General features: G+C 67.7%; 12 protein-coding genes. 4 read left to right on the top strand and 8 right to left on the bottom strand.

The window, feature by feature from the left end; genetic code table 11:
• The first annotated feature begins 343 nt into the window (after positions 1-343).
• Positions 344-1,633 carry a replication initiation protein gene (locus CN97_RS12310; protein ID WP_035711780.1) on the top strand — a complete coding sequence of 430 codons (1,290 nt, stop codon included), beginning with the start codon at positions 344-346 and terminating at the stop codon, positions 1,631-1,633.
• Positions 1,634-1,696: 63 nt separating this feature from the next.
• A complete protein-coding gene (locus CN97_RS12305) occupies positions 1,697-2,221 on the top strand; it encodes a CAP domain-containing protein (RefSeq protein ID WP_051911206.1) in 525 nt (174 codons plus the stop codon).
• A gap of 29 nt (positions 2,222-2,250) precedes the next feature.
• Here CN97_RS12305 and CN97_RS12300 read toward each other — a convergent pair whose 3' ends face one another.
• From CN97_RS12300 to CN97_RS12280, 5 genes are all read right to left on the bottom strand, one after another.
• The gene (locus CN97_RS12300; protein ID WP_035711777.1) at positions 2,251-3,213 is read right to left on the bottom strand and encodes a carbohydrate kinase family protein; all 963 of its coding nucleotides are present in this window, start codon (positions 3,211-3,213) and stop codon (positions 2,251-2,253) included.
• Positions 3,214-3,234: 21 nt separating this feature from the next.
• Positions 3,235-3,882 carry a riboflavin synthase gene (locus tag CN97_RS12295; RefSeq protein ID WP_035711774.1) on the bottom strand — a complete coding sequence of 216 codons (648 nt, stop codon included), beginning with the start codon at positions 3,880-3,882 and terminating at the stop codon, positions 3,235-3,237.
• Positions 3,883-4,740: 858 nt separating this feature from the next.
• On the bottom strand, positions 4,741-5,361 hold the full coding sequence (locus CN97_RS12290) for a class I SAM-dependent methyltransferase (protein ID WP_035711772.1): 621 nt from the start codon (positions 5,359-5,361) through the stop codon (positions 4,741-4,743).
• Positions 5,351-6,115 (bottom strand): CDP-alcohol phosphatidyltransferase family protein, encoded by a 765-nt coding sequence (locus tag CN97_RS12285; RefSeq protein ID WP_035711770.1) that lies wholly within the window; start codon positions 6,113-6,115, stop codon positions 5,351-5,353. Before CN97_RS12285 ends, CN97_RS12290 begins: the two co-directional genes overlap by 11 nt.
• A gap of 5 nt (positions 6,116-6,120) precedes the next feature.
• On the bottom strand, positions 6,121-7,011 hold the full coding sequence (locus CN97_RS12280; RefSeq protein ID WP_084684146.1) for a phosphatidylserine decarboxylase: 891 nt from the start codon (positions 7,009-7,011) through the stop codon (positions 6,121-6,123).
• A gap of 1,538 nt (positions 7,012-8,549) precedes the next feature.
• Here CN97_RS12280 and CN97_RS12270 point away from each other — a divergent pair.
• Positions 8,550-9,092: an SRPBCC family protein gene (locus tag CN97_RS12270; protein ID WP_035711764.1), complete on the top strand. Its 543-nt coding sequence runs from the start codon at positions 8,550-8,552 to the stop codon at positions 9,090-9,092.
• A 284-nt stretch (positions 9,093-9,376) separates the two neighbouring features.
• On the opposite strand, the gene CN97_RS12265 is transcribed toward CN97_RS12270, so the two are convergent.
• The 3 genes from CN97_RS12265 to CN97_RS12255 all read right to left on the bottom strand — a co-directional run bounded on the left by CN97_RS12265 (position 9,377) and on the right by CN97_RS12255 (position 16,103).
• A complete protein-coding gene (locus CN97_RS12265) occupies positions 9,377-10,513 on the bottom strand; it encodes a THUMP domain-containing class I SAM-dependent RNA methyltransferase (protein ID WP_035711763.1) in 1,137 nt (378 codons plus the stop codon).
• Positions 10,514-11,949: 1,436 nt separating this feature from the next.
• Complete coding sequence (locus tag CN97_RS12260) at positions 11,950-15,021, bottom strand: efflux RND transporter permease subunit (protein ID WP_035711761.1); 3,072 nt, start codon at positions 15,019-15,021, stop codon at positions 11,950-11,952.
• Entirely contained in the window at positions 15,021-16,103 is a 1,083-nt protein-coding gene (locus CN97_RS12255) for an efflux RND transporter periplasmic adaptor subunit (protein ID WP_035711901.1), read from the bottom strand. Before CN97_RS12255 ends, CN97_RS12260 begins: the two co-directional genes overlap by 1 nt.
• Positions 16,104-17,128: 1,025 nt before the next feature.
• Between CN97_RS12255 and CN97_RS12250 the strand changes: the two genes are divergently transcribed.
• Positions 17,129-17,557 (top strand): YqaA family protein, encoded by a 429-nt coding sequence (locus CN97_RS12250; RefSeq protein ID WP_035711760.1) that lies wholly within the window; start codon positions 17,129-17,131, stop codon positions 17,555-17,557.

Below are 17,557 nucleotides of genomic sequence, written 5' to 3'. Positions count from 1 at the left end.
CGGCACAGGCACCCGTTTTCGGGAAGTCATCCTATGGCCGGATTGCCGAAGGCTCTGGGGCCGGAACGGGCTTCACGGTCAGACATGCTGCTCCCGCAGACGGGTACCTTGAGATCAGGGGGCAAAGCAGAAGGCACCCGTCTGCAGGAAGAAGTTGCGCGCGTCAGAAGCGGAGCGGATGAGAGCTGAGGGCGGGGCAAGGGGGCAAATGCATCCACGGAGGCCAAAGGTACCCGAAAATGACTTGCGGCGGGGTGCCCATGGCGGGATAGTCCCGCCAGAGCCGCCCGAGAGAGGTGGCGAATCGATGGCAGCAAGCAGACCAGAGGCTCGGCATACCGTGATGCAGCGCACCCTCGCTCCCCGCGGGCCCGACAGGCAATCGGGCGATACGCTTCCCAGTGACCGGCTCACAGGCGCATTGCGCCGGCAGTCGGTCAAGAAGAACGTGGCGGCGATCCACGTCTCCGGCAAGCTGACGCTGTTGCAGCGCAAGCTGTCCAATGTGCTGCTGCTCAACGCCTATGACACGCTCATCTCGCGGCCCAAACATACGATAGATGCGCGCACGCTCTCGCTGATGATCGGCTACAATTCCAACGATACGGCAACGCTCCGCGACGCGCTGCGCGGGCTGGCGGAAACCGTGGCCGAATGGGACATGCTGGACGAGAAGGGGCGGCAGGAATGGGGGGTCTCCTCGCTCCTGTCCTATGCCAAGCTGAAGGGCGGCATCTGCGAATACGCCTATTCCCCCGCACTGGCGGAGAAGCTGCACGACCCGAAGGTCTTCGCGCTCATCAACCTCAATATCCAGAAGCGGTTCACGTCCGGTCACGGGCTGGCGCTCTACGAGAACTGCTACCGCTTCGTGCGGACGGGCAGCACCGGGTGGTGGCCGCTGGAGACGTTCCGGCGCCTGATGGGAGTGGAAGAAAGCGACTATTACCGCACGTTCAAACATCTGAACGCCAAGGTGATCCGCCCGGCAGTGGGGGAGGTCAACCGCACCTCCAACATCCAGATCACGCCGGAGTTCCACCGCAAGGGGCGCGCGGTCGCCGAGCTGCGCTTCCTGATCCGGGAAAACCCGCAGCTCGGGGTGATCGACACGGAGGAGGGCGAGGAGTTCACGCATAGCCCGGTCTATGAGCGGCTGCTGGGGCAGGGGATTTCCGACCGGCTGGCACGCCAGTGGATCGGCGAGCATGGCGAGGACGTGATCTCTGAGAAGCTCGCGGCGGTCGCGGGGCGGAGCGGTGTGCGGAACCCGGCGGGATACCTGCGGGTCGCCCTGCGCCAGCCGGTAACGGTCGCGGTGGAAGAGCCGTCGGAAGCGGCGCGGATCGCGGCGGCCCGACGGGCGACGAGCCAGGCGGAGACCGATGCGGAGGACGAGGCGAGGGCGGCAGAACGGCTTGCCCGACGCGCGCGGTTCGCGGCAGTGGAAGCCGCGGTCTCCCGACGCAACCCGACCCAGCGCGACGCGGACCGCCGCCTGTTCCTTGCCCGGCTGGAAGGGGAGCTCGAGCGGGAGGATTTCCGGCGTTTCGGCTGGTCCAGCGCGCTGAACGCCCGCGCGATCTTCGCCTTCTGGGAGGAAATGGCGCCCGGCCTGTTCGACGACATCTGAGCAGAGGCGCGGCGAGAGGGAACAGGGACGCCGCCTGACGGTTGCTCCCGAAAGGGAGGTACTATGACTCGCAACATTCTGAAACCGGCGCTTGGGCTGGCGGGCTTTCTGGCGCTCTCTGCCTGTATCATTCCGGTGCCGCTCGTGGTGCCGGGGAGCAGTCGCGGCCCTTCGGCACCCGCCAGTCAGGTAAGCGCGCCGGCAGGGCAGGGGGGTGACGTTCTCCGGCTCATCAACGCGGAGCGCGAGCGGGAGGGGCTGCATCCGCTCTCCTGGTCGGATCGGCTGGCGGCATCGGCGGCCGATCACGCGTCATGGATCGCCAGCACGGGCACTTTCTCTCACACGGGGCAGGGCGGGTCGAGCGCGCGGGATCGGATGGTGGCGCGGGGCTACCGCGGCTGCGACTATGCGGAGAATATCTCGCGCGGGCAGCCCGATGCGCAGGCGGTCGTGCGCGGCTGGATGCTGAGCCCGGGACATCGGGCGAACAACCTCAGGCGGTCGAGTTACGAGGCGGGCGCCGCGATGGTGCGGGGCAGCCGGGGGCCGGTCTGGGTCATCAATTTCGGCGCGCCCTGCGGATAGGTCGGGTCTGCCATCTCAGGCCGGCGGTTTCAGGCGGGCCGGGCCAGTCCGCGCCGGAAAATCGACATCTCCTCTCGCGACGGGGGATTCGCACCGATCCGGGTGACGGAGAGGCAGGAGGCATAAACCGCCTGTTCCAGATGCTGAGCCACCGTCGCTGCCGTCAGGGCCGCGATCCCTTCCGGCGAGAGGAGCCCGGCATCGGCGAGGCTCGCGAGGAAGCCCGCGTTGAACGTATCGCCCGCGCCGACGGTATCGGCGACGGTCACCTCAGGAGGCAGGACCTTCGTAACGCCGCCCGCAAGGTGAGCGGATCCTCCCTCCGCCCCTTCGGTGACGAGCACCACGCGGGGGCCGAGCGCGTGAAGCGCCGCCGCGCCTTCCGCGGGGGTCACGGGGCCAAGGAGCCAGACCATGTCCTCTGCCGACAGTTTCACCACATGGGCCTTGCGCATCAACCGGTCGAGCCGCGCGCGGTAGGCGGTCTCGTCGCGGATGAAACCGGGGCGGATGTTGGGATCCAGCATCATAAGCCGCCCTGCTTCTGCCGCACGGGTGGCGAAGGTCTCTATCGTGGTCGCGCAGGGTTCCGAGACGAGACTGATGCCGCCCAGAAACACCGCGCCGATGTCTGACCCTATATCCGGCAGGTCGGTCGGCTGGATCATGCGGGCGGCGGTATTCTCGTCAAAGAAGCTGTAGCGCGCCTGCCCATCGGTCAGGGAAACGAAGGCGAGCGTGGTGGGCCGGTCGCTCCGCGGGCAGGGAGAGATATCCACCCCGTCCCGCAGCAGCGCCTGAGCGAGCTGCTCCCCGAACATATCGGTGGAGAGGCCGCAGCAGAAGGCGACATCCGCGCCGAGCCTGCGCGCCGCGATGGCGGTGTTGAAGACCGCGCCCCCTGCGAGTGGCAGGAACGCCGTGCGGCCGAACAGGTCGCGCGGCACCATGTCGATCAGCGCCTCGCCGATGCAGAGGATCCTGGCGGTCATGGGGATGTATCCTTGGCGGGGTCAGGCGGCGCGGCGCAGGAGATCGGGGAGCACGCGGGAGACGGTGCGCTCGATCGTATCGACCATGACCATCGTCGCGTGATCGACCTCTATGTTCAGCAGATCGCCCGGGCGGTAGTCGCGGAAGGTGGTCTGGCGCAGGGTCTCGGGAATGAGGTTGATGCGGAAGATATCGCCTTCCGGCCCGCCATCCTCCCGGTCAGCGACGGTGAGGGAGCAGCCGTTGACCGCCAGAAAACCGCGCGGAAAGATGTATTTCGCCCATGCCGCGGGCACGCGGAAGCGCAGGAATGCCTGATCGGCTTCCGTCTCGATCTCCACGATTTCTGCCGTAGTGGCGATGTGGCCCGCGATGATATGGCCGCCGACCTCAGCGCCCTGCTTGGCGGAGCGTTCCACATTGGCCCGCCCCTGTGCGGCGAGCCGCGACAGGTTGGTGCGGGAGAGCGTCGCATCCATCGCATCGAAGGAGACGCGCGTGCCCTCCATCCGCGTGACGGAGAGGCATACGCCCTCGACCGAAACGGAGGCGCCGATGGCCAGCTCGGCCAGCAGGTCCGGCGTGAACTCAAGGGTCAGCGATTGCCCGCCGGGATAGGCAGCTATCTCCGTGACGGGACGGACGGCCTGAACGATGCCGGTATACATGGGCCTTCTCACCTCTCACGCCGCGATCTTCCTTCCAGAAGTAATGATCTGGCGACGATCCCGCAAGCGTTACCCCCGGAGCCTGGGTTCGCGGATGCAGTGCGGGGCGGCGAACTTTCGACCCCGGCAGGTTTTTTGGGGCTGGCCGGTGGTGCTCTGCCGGGACAACCTTCGTCGGGTGTCGGGTGTCGGGTGTCGGGTGTCGGGTGTCGGGCGAGTGCTTAGGCCACCGGGCGGGCCGGGAGACCGGTCCTTGGTCGGCCGGGGCAGGAGGGGGTGATCCCGGATTGCGCCTGTCCCCGCACGGCGGCGATGGTCGATGACCCCGCAACGCCTGCCCGCGAGCGACCGGCTGTCGGATTGCGCATCCTCGCGCTATCGTGCTGAACGGATCGGGCTGCCTCTGGCAAGCGGTAGAGTATCTTTGCGAAACTGCTGTTCAGACACCAGCGCCGCAGCGTTGCCGCCGATGCGTAACGCTGCCCTTCTGTATCAGGGCAAGCCGATTCGGGTTTCGTCGCCATCGTGCGGCGCGCAGCCCGGCCCATGTCTCGGCGTCTGCCGATGGGGTATCGACAGCCGGCTCCGAGCGATTTTACCCCCCGGCCGCAGGTTGTCTTCCCGGCGGGAGAAGGCTCAGCAGCCCGGGCTTTCGCACACACGCTGGGTCATCACGCCAAAGCCGCAAAGGCTTCGGGGAGCCGGCGCGAGTTATTTGGCCGCATGTCCGATAGAGCGGGCGGAATGATCGCCCCTTCGCCGCCAGTGACCCGCTGCTGTCCGGCTCGGCAGCTGCCGACGGGCTCAACAGCGGATTATGGGTTATTCACGTCTCTGGCGGCAGGTTTTCTCACCGGGTCAGCAGCCCCGGCGGTCGAGCACCAACCAGGTCATCATGCCGAAGGGGGGAAGGCTTTCCCGCTCCGCCACGTCCAGCTCGGGATGGCCCAGCACGCGCTCTATCGGGAAGTCCGATTGCCAGCCCAGCAGATCCTCGAAACGGGTGGAGAGCCGCTCCAGCGCCCGGAGCGGACCGGCTTCCGCGGTGAAGTGGTTCACGATGACCAGCTGCCCCCCCGGACGGCATACGCGCGCCATCTCGCACAGCACCTTCTCCGGCTCCGGAACCACGGAGAGCACGTGCATCGCGGCGACGGTATCGAAGCTCGCATCCGGGAACTCGAGCGACCGGGCATCCATCCGGTGCAGCCCCTCCACATGGGAGAGCGAGAGTTCGGTGACCTTCTCCTCCGCCTTGGCCAGCATCTCCTGAGAATAGTCGATGCCGGTCACCCGCACGCCGCCCTGATAGAGCGGCAGGACGAGGCCGGTGCCGACGCCGACCTCAAGCACCTCGCCGCCCCGGCGGCTGACATGTGCGGCGGCGCGCTGCCGCCCGGCATTCGTCACCCGCCCGAAGGTCGCGTCGTAGATGGGCGCCCATCGGCGATAGGTGGAGGTAACGGCATCAGGCCTCATGTTCACTCTTCCCCTGTTTCGACAACCGGCGCAGGGCCGACCAGCCCACCACGCAGAGATAAGCCACGTCAGCCGCGATCAGCGTCCACCAGGGCCAGGTGAACAAGACGGCGATGATGGCAACCAGCAGGATCACCCAGTAGGGCAGATGTTCCGGCCTGATCTTGAGTTTCTTGAGCGAGGGTGTCGGAATGCGGCTGATGAGCAGGAAGCCCACGATCGCCAGCCATACCGCGCTCAGGATATCGGGAACCTTGGTGCCCGCAGGAAGCGCTTCGTTCAGGAAGAGCGGAAGCATGGCCAGCATGGCGCCGGCGGGCGAGGGCACGCCGATGAAGCCGCCCAGCGAGGGGCCGGGCGCCGGGGACCGGGCATCCACATTGAACCGCGCAAGGCGGAGCACACAGCCCACCACATAGACGAGCACCGCGATCCAGCCGACATTCGCGATATCCGACAGCATGGAGAGATAGATGAGCATCCCCGTCACCACGCCGAAGTTCAGGAAGTCGGCGAGCGAATCGAGTTCGGCGCCGATGGCGCTTTCGCTGCCCATCATCCGGGCCATCCGGCCGTCGAGCGCGTCCAGGATCGCGGCTAGGATGATGAGGCCCACGGCCTCGCCGAAGCGCCCGGCGATGGCGAAGCGGAGCGATGTCAGCCCGGCGCAGATCGCGCCCAGCGTCAGGAGGTTCGGCAGCAGTTGCGGCAGGGCGAGCTGGCGGACACGGTCGGCGCGGGGGCGGCGGGCCATGGGCTCTACTCCGCGCGGGCCGGGCGAGGCGGCAGGCTGGCGGTGAGGTCCGCCATGACCGTTTCGCCCGCGATCATCGTCTGGCCTTCCGCCACCAGCGGCGTCACGCCCGGCGGCAGATACACATCCACCCGCGAGCCGAACCGGATCAGGCCGAACCGTCGCCCGGCATAGAGGGTATCGCCCTCCTTCACGAAGGGCAGGATGCGGCGCGCGACCAGCCCCGCGATCTGCACGCAGGCGATCTCACGGCCATCGGGCAGCGCGATAAGCAGGGCGTTGCGCTCGTTATGCTCCGACGCCTTGTCCAGCGACGCGTTGACGAATTTTCCCTTGGTATAGGCCATCTTCTTCAGAACGCCCGAAACCGGCGACCGGTTCACATGGACGTTGAACACGGACATGAAGACAGAGATCCGCGTCATCGGTTCAGCTGCCATGCCGAGTTCCGGCGGGGGCAGGACCGTCGCGATCTGCGAGATCATCCCGTCCGCCGGGCTGATGACCAGCCCTTCACCCTCCGGCACCTGCCGCACGGGATCGCGGAAGAAGTAGTAGCACCAGATGGTCAGCACCACGCCGATCCAGCCCAGAGGCTCCCAGAGCCAGAACAGCAGGGCGGTGATCACCGCGAAAATGCCGACGAAGCGCCACCCTTCCGGATGCATCGGCTTCAACACGGTATCGGTCATGCGCATGGGGCGTGTTTCTCCTGTTTGCCAGATCGGGTTACGGAATTCGATGGCCAAGCGCAACGAGGGAGAATGCCCCAGAACATGGTTCGCGAGCGTTTGCCGGTGCCAACACTCCGATTGCGGCTCTCTGCCGGGTGTATCCGGGAGCGCTGAGTAGCCGCGGAGGGGACCATGTGATCGCCCGGTCGTCGGGGATCGCATCGCGCGGATGCGGTCGCCCCTTGTCGTCCGGTCGCTCTCGGTTAGGCGAGGATCGGGAAGGGAGGGGTTGTTGATCCTGCCACCCGTCCACGTCATGCGGGTGCCACGCGCGCGGTGGCAGGGGCTTTCAACACCAGACATGTCTACTATCACGAAGCGACTGTCACGCGCGGTGGCAGGGGGCACTTACTTGAATAATTGCCGAATTTATCACGACTGCCACGCGCTCGGGGGGCAGGGGGCGCTGAGGGAGGCGGCGGAGCATCTGAAAGTCGCGACTGCGACGCGCGCTTGGGGGGCAGGGAATCCGTGGTGCCGGGAAAGGGGACTCGGAATGCGCGACTGCCACGCGCGCAGGGGCAGGGGGCCCCATCCGTGGGGACCTGTACCTTGAGGGCGGCGACTGTCACGCGCGTGCGGGGGCAGGGGCGCTACCGGAAACCATGGCCCCATAACCAACGGCGACTGCCAGGCGCGCGGGGGCATCAGCTGAGACTGCGCAATTGCCTGCATTGCCGACTGGCAGGTGCGCGGGCCGACGGACTGTTAAATTTTGCGAGCCTGCATGTCCAATCCTTGACCATCACGCGCACGGGCGGAGGCGGAAGACCACCCATGAAACATGATGGGGATTTCCCTTTACCACCATGCGCGAGGGCGGAGGCACTTGCCGATCAATGTGCGGGCCTGCCCATCCCCTTCGCGGCCTGACCTGGCTCGGCCTCGAAGGGGACGGCGATGCCGTGAGCCAGTTCGAACAGCGGGGCCGTCACGCGGAGGTCGCGCATGAGATGATGGCGCGCGACTGCGCCTATCGCCTTGACCACCACGCACGCGGGCGGAGGGCTCCACCCAGCCTTCCTCCGCCTGATAACGGACAGGCGACCACCACGCGCGTGGACGCAGAGACTTCGCGCCCTGGACAATCGTGCGCTCCGACCCCTGACCGCCACGCGCGCGCTGAGGAGGACAATATGACAGCTAGTAGCACAGAGCTTGTTTCTGCCTGCCCGCCACACGCGCTTGCTGAGGAGGACCGGGACATTCGGGATTCCGACCGCCGACGCTCCGACCGCCACGCGCGCGGGCTGAGGAGGATCAATCTGTTCCGGTTCGGGTCGCCGGACTGCCACGTGCGGAAGGAGGAGGTCCGAATCGCGCCAAGAACGAAAGTCGCCCCCCACACCGACATGCGCGCGGGCGGAGGGACCTGAGCGCATTGCGGGTCGCGGTCAGATCACCCACACCGACATGCGCGCGGGCGGAGGCCCGCCTTGGAAGGGTGTGGATCGGCGCCAGCGCCGGATTGAAACGCGCGCAGGAGGAGGTCGAGCAATCGTACCGGTATGGAAGGCCGCCTGAACCGGTTGCGGGAGGGAGGGAGGAAACCTGTGGTGGGTCATCCGTTCGGCCTGGATGCTCCGGTCCGGCCTGCGGCATCGAGCGGGGCCCGGGTAAGACTTTCGTTGCATTGCTCTCGGCTCGGCTGCGGTTAGGCTGGTCGGACTGGTCCGGTGGGGGAGCCGGGGGAGGACGTGATGCGGAAATTGGTGATGGTGCTCACCGCAGGGGCAGCGCTGGTGTTCGGAGCGGGACTGGCCGAAGCGCATGGCCCGTCGCGGCAGAAGGTGGTGCAGGAGGTGACCCTGAACGCGACGCCCGATGAGGTCTGGGCGGTGATCGGCAAGTTCGACGACCTGTCGTGGTATCCGCGGGCGAAGTCGGTGGAGACGGTATCCGGCGCGGAGGTCAAGCAGGACGAGCAGCGCACCGTCACCTGGGACAATGGCGAGCAGACGACCGAGGAGCTGACCAAGTGGAACCCCGAGCGCCATACCTATTCCTACCGGACCGTGACCGACAACATCAAGGCGCTGGCCGTGACCAATTATTCCGGCATCATCGCCGTGAAGGACGAGGGCGGAAAGGCGAAGGTTCAGTGGACGGGCGCCTTCTATCGCGGCTTTCCAAACAACGATCCGCCGCCCGAACTGAATGACGAGGCTGCCATCGCCACAGTGACGGCCGCGCATCAGATGGGGCTGGATGCGCTGGTCGAGAAGTTCGGCGCGGCGAATTGATGACCTGAAAGCTCGCGTCCGCGTGGGGCCGGGCGAGAACGACCCGGTCGACCAGCCCTGCGCGGCCAGTCTGGACTGGCCGGCTCTCCCGGTCCAGGCGGCGGTACTGCCGGGCGGGCATGATGCGAGAGGCAGCGGTGCTGTCGGCGGGCTGTAGACTCCGCCTCCTTTGCGGCCTGCGCGGGGTGTGGGTCCTGCGTTCCAGCGTAGTTCCTGTGGGCCAGTCAGGGGGGATGCGAAAGAGCGGGGGGTGCGTGATCTGAGGAACGGCCGCCGCCCGGCGGTCAGAGCGGGTCGGTGCGGTAGAGGCGGATGCGCAGGCTGCCATGCGGCACGGGCGGGCCGGGGGGCAGGAAACGGAGGCCGGTGGTACGGGCCAGACGCTCCTCCGAGGTGATGAGACCCACACGCCAGCCGGTGAAATGCTGCTTCAGCGTCTGCCCGAGTGCGCCGTAAAGTCCGGCCAGCAGCTTGGGATTGCCGAGCCGCGCACCATAGGGCGGGTTCACCATGACGAGGCCGGGAGTTCCTTCGGGCGGGCGCGCCTCGCTCACCGGAAGGCGGGTGAAGCGGGTCCAGTCCGTCACGCCGGCCCGGGCGGCATTGGCGGTGCTCATGCGGATCGCTCCTTCGTCGCGATCGCTGCCGTGAAAGGTGACAGCGGGCACGCGGGGAGCCGCGGTCTCTTTCAGCGCGGCCCAGCGGACCGGGTCGAAGCATGCCAGATCCTCGAAGGCGAAGCGGCGGCTGCGACCGGGGAGCAGGCCGGCCGCGATCTCTGCCGCCTCGATCACGAAAGTGCCGGAGCCGCACATCGGGTCGACCACCGGTTCTGCCCCGGTATAGCCGCATTGACGCAGGAACAGCGCGGCGAGTGTTTCGCGTAGCGGCGCCTTGTTCACCGCCTCCTTGTGGCCGCGCTTGTGCAGGGAGGGGCCGGAGGTATCGACGCTGATGGTGACGAGATCGTCCTCGATGCGGATCTTGAGGGCGATGGCGTCTTCGGGCGGGTCTTCGCTCTCCTTGTCGCGGGGCGCGGCGACGGGGATGCCCGCGCTTTCCCGCAGCGCTGTTTCGATCCGCTCCCGCGCGGCGCCGGCGTGATAGATGCGGGACCGGCGGCTGGTGACATCGACGCGGACGGGCATGTCGGTGCGCAGTACCTCTCCCCATGGAAAGCGGCGCGCGCGTTTGTCGAGCTGGGCGAGGTGGAGGGCGCGGAACGCCCCGATCCGGGCCAGCACGCGGGTGGCCCCCCGCAGCACGAGATTAGCACGCATCACCTCTTCCCAGCCGCCGTCGAAGGCGACGCCGCCCTCCAGCACGCGGGGCGCCGGGAAGCCCGCCTCCGCCGCTTCTTCGGCAAGGACGGGTTCAAGCCCCGGCGGGGCGGCAAGGAAGATCTCGAAGGGCGTGGTCATGGCGCCGTCATAGACGTTTCCCCCCGCGGGTGCGAGGGGGATCCGCCTCTTCCGGCTGTGGGTGCGCCGCGCAGGTGCGCGGATGAAGGCGCCGAGCCGGGCTGTTATGCGGGCGATGGGCAGTGCTCGCATGTATGCGCGCGGGTAAAGGGTCTGGGCTGGGTGCGGAAACAACGGGAATGGAATTGCTCATGCGCGGGGCTGAGGATGCTTGGGGAGCAGTTCCGTGCTGTCTTGGGAAGTGCGCCGTCGGGAAGTGCGCACGCGCGAGCCGGGCTAAGGACAGGCTCTTCCGTTCTTTTCCCGTGCCAAAAGCTCGCACGCGCGGGCTGGGGCTACAGTGAGCCGTGTGATGGCCATGTGTCGGCTGTCGTGACTCGCGCGCGGGGGGCTAAGTGCCGGCGCGGTGTCCGGCGGCGCGGCGGGGTCGGTCGTGACTCGCCCGCGCGCGCGACTTAAGTGGATGCGGCCTTGCCAGCCCGGCCCCGTGGCCCTGTCGTGACTCGCCCGCGCGCGCGACTTAAGTGCCCGGCGGCCGATCTGCTGCGGTGGCTGCGCGCGCGCGGGACTAAGTGACCCGTCACCCTGGAGATATCGGGATGCTGCAGCGCGCGCGGGGCTAAGCCTTGCTCCAGCGCGCTCCGAATGTTGGGGTTCGCATGCGCGCAAGGGCTGCAGGGCTAAGGCCATGGGACTGGGCTGAAGGTCGTATCGCCCACCAACCGGCAATTTGCGCAGACGCGCGGGGGCCAAGGCCGCGTTCTGCTCGAGGTGTGTGGTGTTTGCATGTAGGGCCAGCGCTCCGGCGAATGTAGCGGAGCAGGCATCTTGCGCGCATAGGACATGGCCCGGATGCGAAATACCTGCGGAGTATTGATGGCGCGGGCATCTTGCGCATGCAGGCGCATACGCCCGTGTGTGGGGGTGTTTGTCGGGGGCTGGGCATCTTGCGAACGTAGGGGCAGGCGGGGGCGAAGGAGGTTGCGGTTCCGATCTGGCGGGCCTTGGAAAATGTTCGCGGTGCCGCGCGGAGACGACGGACCGGGCCGTCAGGCGCACGCGCGAGGGGGCGGCAGGCTGCTGAAAAAGGTTTTTGGTCTGCGTCGGAGCGGAAATCGGTCGCAATCTGACGAAATCCTGCTGGATCTACATGTTCGTGGCTTTCCTGGGTCGATTTTCCGATTTTCGAGGACAGACATGATATTCGGGGTTTTCCAGCCGCTTGCCGGGTGTTGGATCGGGGGCTTCCCACAAAACCGGCCTCCGCCGGACCGTCCGCAAAAAGCCCGCGGAGCCGGAGCCGCGTGAGGGCGCGGGACGGGTGCTTCGGAGGGTGGGCTGCGGTCCTCGGCTTGGACGGCCACGAGGGTGAGTGCCCGTGAGAGCGGCGCATCCGCTGCAGGGCTGCCCCTCTGCCTGTCATGGGGTGGCGGCCGTCAGGCCGACGGGGAGGGTGGCGATGACGGCGAGGCGGCGGGGGGCGGCTCCAGCCGGAACCAGAGTGCGTAGAGGGCAGGCAGGAACACCAGCGTCAGAACGGTCGCGACCGTCAGCCCCCCTATGACGGAGAAGGCCAGCGGCGCCCAGAACACCTCTCGCGCGATGGGGATCATGCCCAGAATCGCGGCGGCGGCGGTGAGAACGATCGGGCGCGCGCGGCTCACCGTCGCGTCGATCAGCGCCGACCAGCCATCTTCCCCCGCCGCGCGGTGCTGCTCGATCTGCTCGACGAGGATCACCGAGTTGCGCGCGATCATCCCGATCAGCGCGACGATCCCCAGCACCGCGATGAAGCCCACCGGCAGGCCGGTGATCATCAGCGCCGCCACCACCCCGATCAGCCCGAGCGGCACGACGGAGAGGACGAGGACGAGCAGCTGCACGCTTTGCAACTGCGCCATGAGGATGACGAGGATGAGGATGAGCATGAGCGGGAACACGGCCACCACCGAGCCGAGGCCCTTTTCGCTTTCCTCGACCACGCCGCCGGTTTCCAGACGCATCTCCGGGTTGGCGGCGGCGAGGCGGTCTATCTCGGGGGCGATGCCCGCGGCCATCGCCTCGGCCGTAGTGTTGGCGACATCGGCGCGCACAGTGATCGTGGGGAGCCTGTCCCGCCGCCAGACCACGGGCTGGCTGGTGGCGTAGTCAAAGCTCGCGACCGAGATCAGCGGCACGGTGCGCCCGCCGCCCAGCGGGATCTGAAGGGCGAGGAGGGTATCCACGTCGCGCCGCTCGTTCTCCGCGCCGCGGCCCACGACATCGACAAGGTAGATGTCGTCGCGGATCTGGGTGATGTTCACGCCGCTGGTGACGGCCAGCAGCGCCTGCGCTAGCTGGGAGGAGGACAGGCCGACGAGCCGCGCGCGGTCCTGATCCACGCGGATGCGGATGAGGCGGGCGGGCTCGTTCCAGTCGAGGTTGACATTGACCGCGCCGGGGGCGGCGCCCATGACATCGGCCACCTGCCATGCAAGGTCGCGGACCGCGCCCAAATCCTCGCCGCTCACCCGGATCTGCACGGGCCAGCCCACCGGCGGGCCAAGCTCCAGCGGCGCCACGCGGGAGAGGACATCGGGGAAGCGGTCCTCCAACGCCCGCTGAATCCGTGCCGTAAGGGCCGGGCGATCGGCGGTGGCGGTGGTGACCAGCACGCCCTGCGCGGTGTAGCTGGCGGGCGGCAGCACATCCATCGGCAGGTAGAAGCGGATCGCGCCTTCGCCCACGTAGAAGCTGAAGCTTTCCACCTCGGCCTCTGCCGCGACGATCTTCTCCACCTCGGTCACGACCTGTCGGGTGCGCTCGATGGAGGCGGATTGCGGCAGGTTGAGGTCGAGCAGCAGTTCCGGCCGGTCCGAGGGCGGAAAGAACTGCTGTGGCAGCCGCATCGCGCCCAGAATGGACAGCGCGAACAGCAAAAGCGTGCCGATGACGATGGGCCAGCGCCAGTGCAGCGCCCGCGTCAGGAAGCGGCGAAAGGCCGCGATGTAACGGCCCTCGCCCTCATGCTTGTGCTTGATCCGGGCGGGCAGCACCCAGACCCCGACGATGGGCGAGGCCAGCACCGCCACGATCCACGACAGGATGAGCGCGAAGGCAATCACCCAGAACAGGGAGTTGGCATATTCCCCGGCCGCGCTTTTCGCGAATCCCACGGGAACGAAGCCCGCGACCGTCACCAGCGTGCCGGTCAGCATCGGAAAGGCGGTGGAAGTCCAAGCATAGGCGGCGGCCTTGGCCTTTTCCATGCCCTCTTCCAGTTTGGAGACCATCATCTCCACTGTGATCATCGCATCATCCACCAGCAGCCCCAGCGCGATGATGAGCGCCCCGAGCGAGACCCGCTGCAGCGCGATCCCGTAGAGTTCCATGGCAAGGAACACCAGCATCAGCGACAGGGGGATGGAGACGAACACCACCAGCCCCGCCCGGAACCCGAGCGCCACGAAGGAGACGGCGAGCACGATCACCACCGCCTCCGCCAGGGCGCGGGTAAAGCCGGAGACGGCGTGCTGAACCACCGCGGTCTGATTGGAGACCTGCGATACGTCGATCCCGATGGGCAGGTCGGATTTCACCTCGGCGATGACCGTGTCGATCTGCCGCCCGAGGGCGAGCACGTCGCCGCCCTCCTTCATCGACATGGCAAGGCCGATGGCGGGCTGGCCCGCGTCGCGGAACATCGGCTGGGCCGGATCGACCGGGCCGCGGCGGACCGTGGCGATATCGTCAAGCCGCACCACCCCGGACTGGGTGGCGATGGTGAGGTTATCGATCTCCGCCTCGCTGCCGAAGGCGCCGGTCACCTCCAGCCGGGTGCTGTCGGTGCTGGTCACGATCTCCCCGGCGGGGACGACGGCGTTCTGGTTCTGGATCTGGGCGATGACCGCTTCCGGGTCGATGCCGAGGCTGGCAAGGCGGCGGGTGGAGAATTCGATCCAGATCTTCTCATCCTGCGTGCCGATGAGTTCGGCCTTGCCGATGCCGGGAAGGCGCAGAACCCGGTCGCGCGCCGCATCGACCACGTCCCGAAGCTCCCGCTCCGAGAAGCCGGGATCGGCGGTGAAGGCGTAGATGATCCCGTAGGTATCGCCGAATTCATCGTTGAAGAACGGGCCGAGCACGCCGGAGGGAAGCTCCCGGCCCATGTCGGCCACCTTCTTGCGCACCTGATACCAGTTGTCCTCCACCCGTTCCGGCGGGGTCTCGTCGCTCAGGGTCACGTAGATGATGGTCTGGCCCGGTGTCGTCAGGCTTTTCAGGTTGTCGAGGTCGGGGAGTTCCTGAAGCTTCCGCTCCAGCCTGTCCGTCACCTGATGGAGCGTGTCCTCCATCGTGGCGCCGGGCCAGTTCGCCTGAAGCACCATCGTCTTGATGGTGAAGCTCGGATCCTCGCTCCGCCCGAGCCGCAGGTAGGACAGCCCGCCCGCCAGCGCGGCGAGGACAAGGATCAGCGTCACGAAGGACCGGTGCGCCAGCGCCCAGGACGAAAGATTGAAGCCTCCCATCAGACATCACCGGCGGGGAGCCGCACCTGCATGCCCGGGCGAAGGCGCTGCACGCCTGCCGCCACGACCTTCGCGCCTTCCTCCAGCCCGCCGGAGATCAGGATGCGCTCGCCCTCGTAGCGCAGCACCTCCACGGGGGTCAGTTCAACCACGCCCTGCGCATCCACGACCCAGACCGCCGGGCGGTCCGCGGTATTGAACAGCGCCGAGAGCGGCAGCGCGGCGGCCTTCGGCCCCGGAAGTTCCAACATGCCCCGCACGGCGGATCCGAAGCGGAAGGCGGCGGGAGCATTGTCGATCCTTACGCGGACGCGGAAGGTGCGCGTCACCGGATCCGCCGCGGGGGAGATTTCCCGCACCCTGCCACGGGCCACGATGCTGGGGTCATCGAGCAGGGTGACGGTGACGGGGGCGTCCTCCGCGCCGCTGCCCAGAACCGCGCCGGGGGCCTGAAACTGTGCATCCTTCAGGTCGGTACGGGCCAGTTCGACGATCATCTGACCCGCGGCGACGACTTGTCCCACCTCCGCGCCCCGCGCCATGACCACGCCCGCCTCAGGCGCGACGAGATCGGTATATCCCAGCCCATCCCGCGCATCGGAGACATTGGCCTGCGCGGCAAGTTCGTTGGCGCGCGCGACATTGGCCTGCGCCGTGGCGGCATCCGCCGCCGCCTGGGTTGCGAAACCGCGGGCAAGCAGGTCGGTGGTGCGTTTTTCCGTCTGCTCGGCGTTCTCGCGCTGCGCGGTTGCCGCGGCGAGGTTGGCTTCCGCCTGCCGGACGGTGTTTTGCGCCTGTGCGATGTCGAGACGGGCGAGCACCTCGCCCGCCGTCACCACGTCGCCGACATCGACGAGCCGCTGGGCGAGCTTCCCACCGACCCGGAAGCCAAGGTCACTTTCGATCTGGGGCGCCACTTCGCCGACGAGCGAGCCGGGGCTGTTCACCACCGTGTAGGCGACCGTCACCGTCTTGACCGGGCGGGGCCCTTCGACCACCGGCGCTGCCGCTTCCTCCCGGCAGGCGGTCAGCAGGAGAAGCGCCGCGGCGAGCATCGCGGTGAGGGTTCGGGCCGGTGACATCATCTCTCGCCTCGCTGACAGTTGGGCGAGAAGATACGCGAAGGACCGCCCGTGGCCAGAGGGGACATATGGGAAACTGCAACTCCGGGCAACAAGTTGCGCTTGATGGGCGGCACGGCGCGGAATTCACCCGGGGGCAGCCGCAATGTCAGTGTCTTTGCAAGCCGTGCTGACCGCTGGTCTCTGCCGGTGTCGCGGTCGGGCCTTTCCAGTGCTGCGGCCCGGGGAGCGGTGCGCGGTGTCGGAAACGGCGGCACGGACACGGTAGGCCGGCGCACGGCGGCCCGGGCGCGCGGGAATGGCGGCGTTCCGCATCCCTCTCGCGTTCGACGCTCGGCGTCTGCTGCGCGCGAGCTGGCCGTGAGGCAGTTTGCCGATGCGCGTAGAGGAAGGGTGTCGGTGGCGGGCGGGATGCGCTCTCTTCCTCCTCGCATGGGTCCAGACGTGGGGCGAGACGTTCTGCAAGGCGCAGAAGGCCCCATTCGGCTTCGCGCTCCCCGCGCGCGGGATTGATCGTTTGCGCCCCGACAGGCGGGATGCGAGAGCGTTCACGCCCCGCGGACGGGGTTGATCGGCCTGCGCCTGCCCGGTGGAGGGCGTTCGCGCCCCGCGCCTGGAATTGATCGGATTGAAGCTCCGTCGAGTTCCGGCACTCCCTGTGCATGGTGCAGGACGAGGCTCATCGTTCAACGCCCAGCTTCACGAAAGCGCTTCCCGCGCGGTTGGACCATGAGCCGGCCAACGTGATCGGCCGGTTGCGCTCCCTAGCTGCTCTTCGCGACTGTGAGCGCGAAGCACGCTGCACTTTCGGCCATGCCGCGAGGGTTGGACGGTCGGCTGCCATGGGACCGCCGCAGGCCGCGCGACCCGCTCCGGCGGAGCGGCTTCGCCGGGCCTGCCGTATCCGATCGGCGGGTGGCGGGGATGGCGCTATCGGGTCGCGTGGGATGGGGAGCCGGCTGCGGCGCTCTGCGCGCTCCTCTCCCGCCGGAAACTGGGGTAGGGGAAGACATGACGGGAGCCCCATGATCGCTTATCTTGGCTTGTTTGCCGCGGCATTCGTTGCCGCAACCCTGCTTCCCATGCAGTCGGAAGCGGTGCTGGGCGCTCTGGCTCATCGCGGGGGGCATCCGCTGCTGTTGCTCTGGGCCGTCGCGACGGCGGGCAACGTGCTTGGCTCGGTGGTCAATTATGGTCTCGGCCGCTGGCTGGCGCAGTTCGAGGGGCGGAGGTGGTTCCCCGCATCCCCCGGGCAGATCCGCCGCGCGGAGGGGTGGTATCGCCGCTGGGGACGCTGGTCGCTGCTGGCCAGCTGGCTCCCGCTGGTGGGCGATCCGCTCACTGTCGTTGCAGGGATGCTGCGGGAACGGCTGAGCCTGTTTCTGCTGCTCGTCACGCTTGCCAAGGGCGGGCGGTATGTCGCGGTGATCTGGATCGCGACCGGCTGGAACTGA

Source organism: Haematobacter massiliensis (assembly GCF_000740795.1).
GTDB lineage: Bacteria > Pseudomonadota > Alphaproteobacteria > Rhodobacterales > Rhodobacteraceae > Haematobacter > Haematobacter massiliensis.
The sequence above is the reverse complement of the archived record's forward strand: the minus strand, read 5'-3'. Positions and strand labels throughout refer to the sequence as shown.

Coding starts and splice junctions, on each gene's coding strand:
- CN97_RS12250 (WP_035711760.1), top strand. CDS start 17,129: ATGATCGCTTATCTTGGCTTGTTTGCCGCGGCATTCGTTGCCGCAACC.
- CN97_RS12300 (WP_035711777.1), bottom strand. CDS start 3,213: ATGACCGCCAGGATCCTCTGCATCGGCGAGGCGCTGATCGACATGGTG.
- CN97_RS12290 (WP_035711772.1), bottom strand. CDS start 5,361: ATGAGGCCTGATGCCGTTACCTCCACCTATCGCCGATGGGCGCCCATC.
- CN97_RS12255 (WP_035711901.1), bottom strand. CDS start 16,103: ATGTCACCGGCCCGAACCCTCACCGCGATGCTCGCCGCGGCGCTTCTC.
- CN97_RS12270 (WP_035711764.1), top strand. CDS start 8,550: ATGCGGAAATTGGTGATGGTGCTCACCGCAGGGGCAGCGCTGGTGTTC.
- CN97_RS12295 (WP_035711774.1), bottom strand. CDS start 3,882: ATGTATACCGGCATCGTTCAGGCCGTCCGTCCCGTCACGGAGATAGCT.
- CN97_RS12265 (WP_035711763.1), bottom strand. CDS start 10,513: ATGACCACGCCCTTCGAGATCTTCCTTGCCGCCCCGCCGGGGCTTGAA.
- CN97_RS12310 (WP_035711780.1), top strand. CDS start 344: ATGCAGCGCACCCTCGCTCCCCGCGGGCCCGACAGGCAATCGGGCGAT.
- CN97_RS12260 (WP_035711761.1), bottom strand. CDS start 15,021: ATGGGAGGCTTCAATCTTTCGTCCTGGGCGCTGGCGCACCGGTCCTTC.
- CN97_RS12305 (WP_051911206.1), top strand. CDS start 1,697: ATGACTCGCAACATTCTGAAACCGGCGCTTGGGCTGGCGGGCTTTCTG.
- CN97_RS12280 (WP_084684146.1), bottom strand. CDS start 7,011: ATGCGATCCCCGACGACCGGGCGATCACATGGTCCCCTCCGCGGCTAC.
- CN97_RS12285 (WP_035711770.1), bottom strand. CDS start 6,115: ATGGCCCGCCGCCCCCGCGCCGACCGTGTCCGCCAGCTCGCCCTGCCG.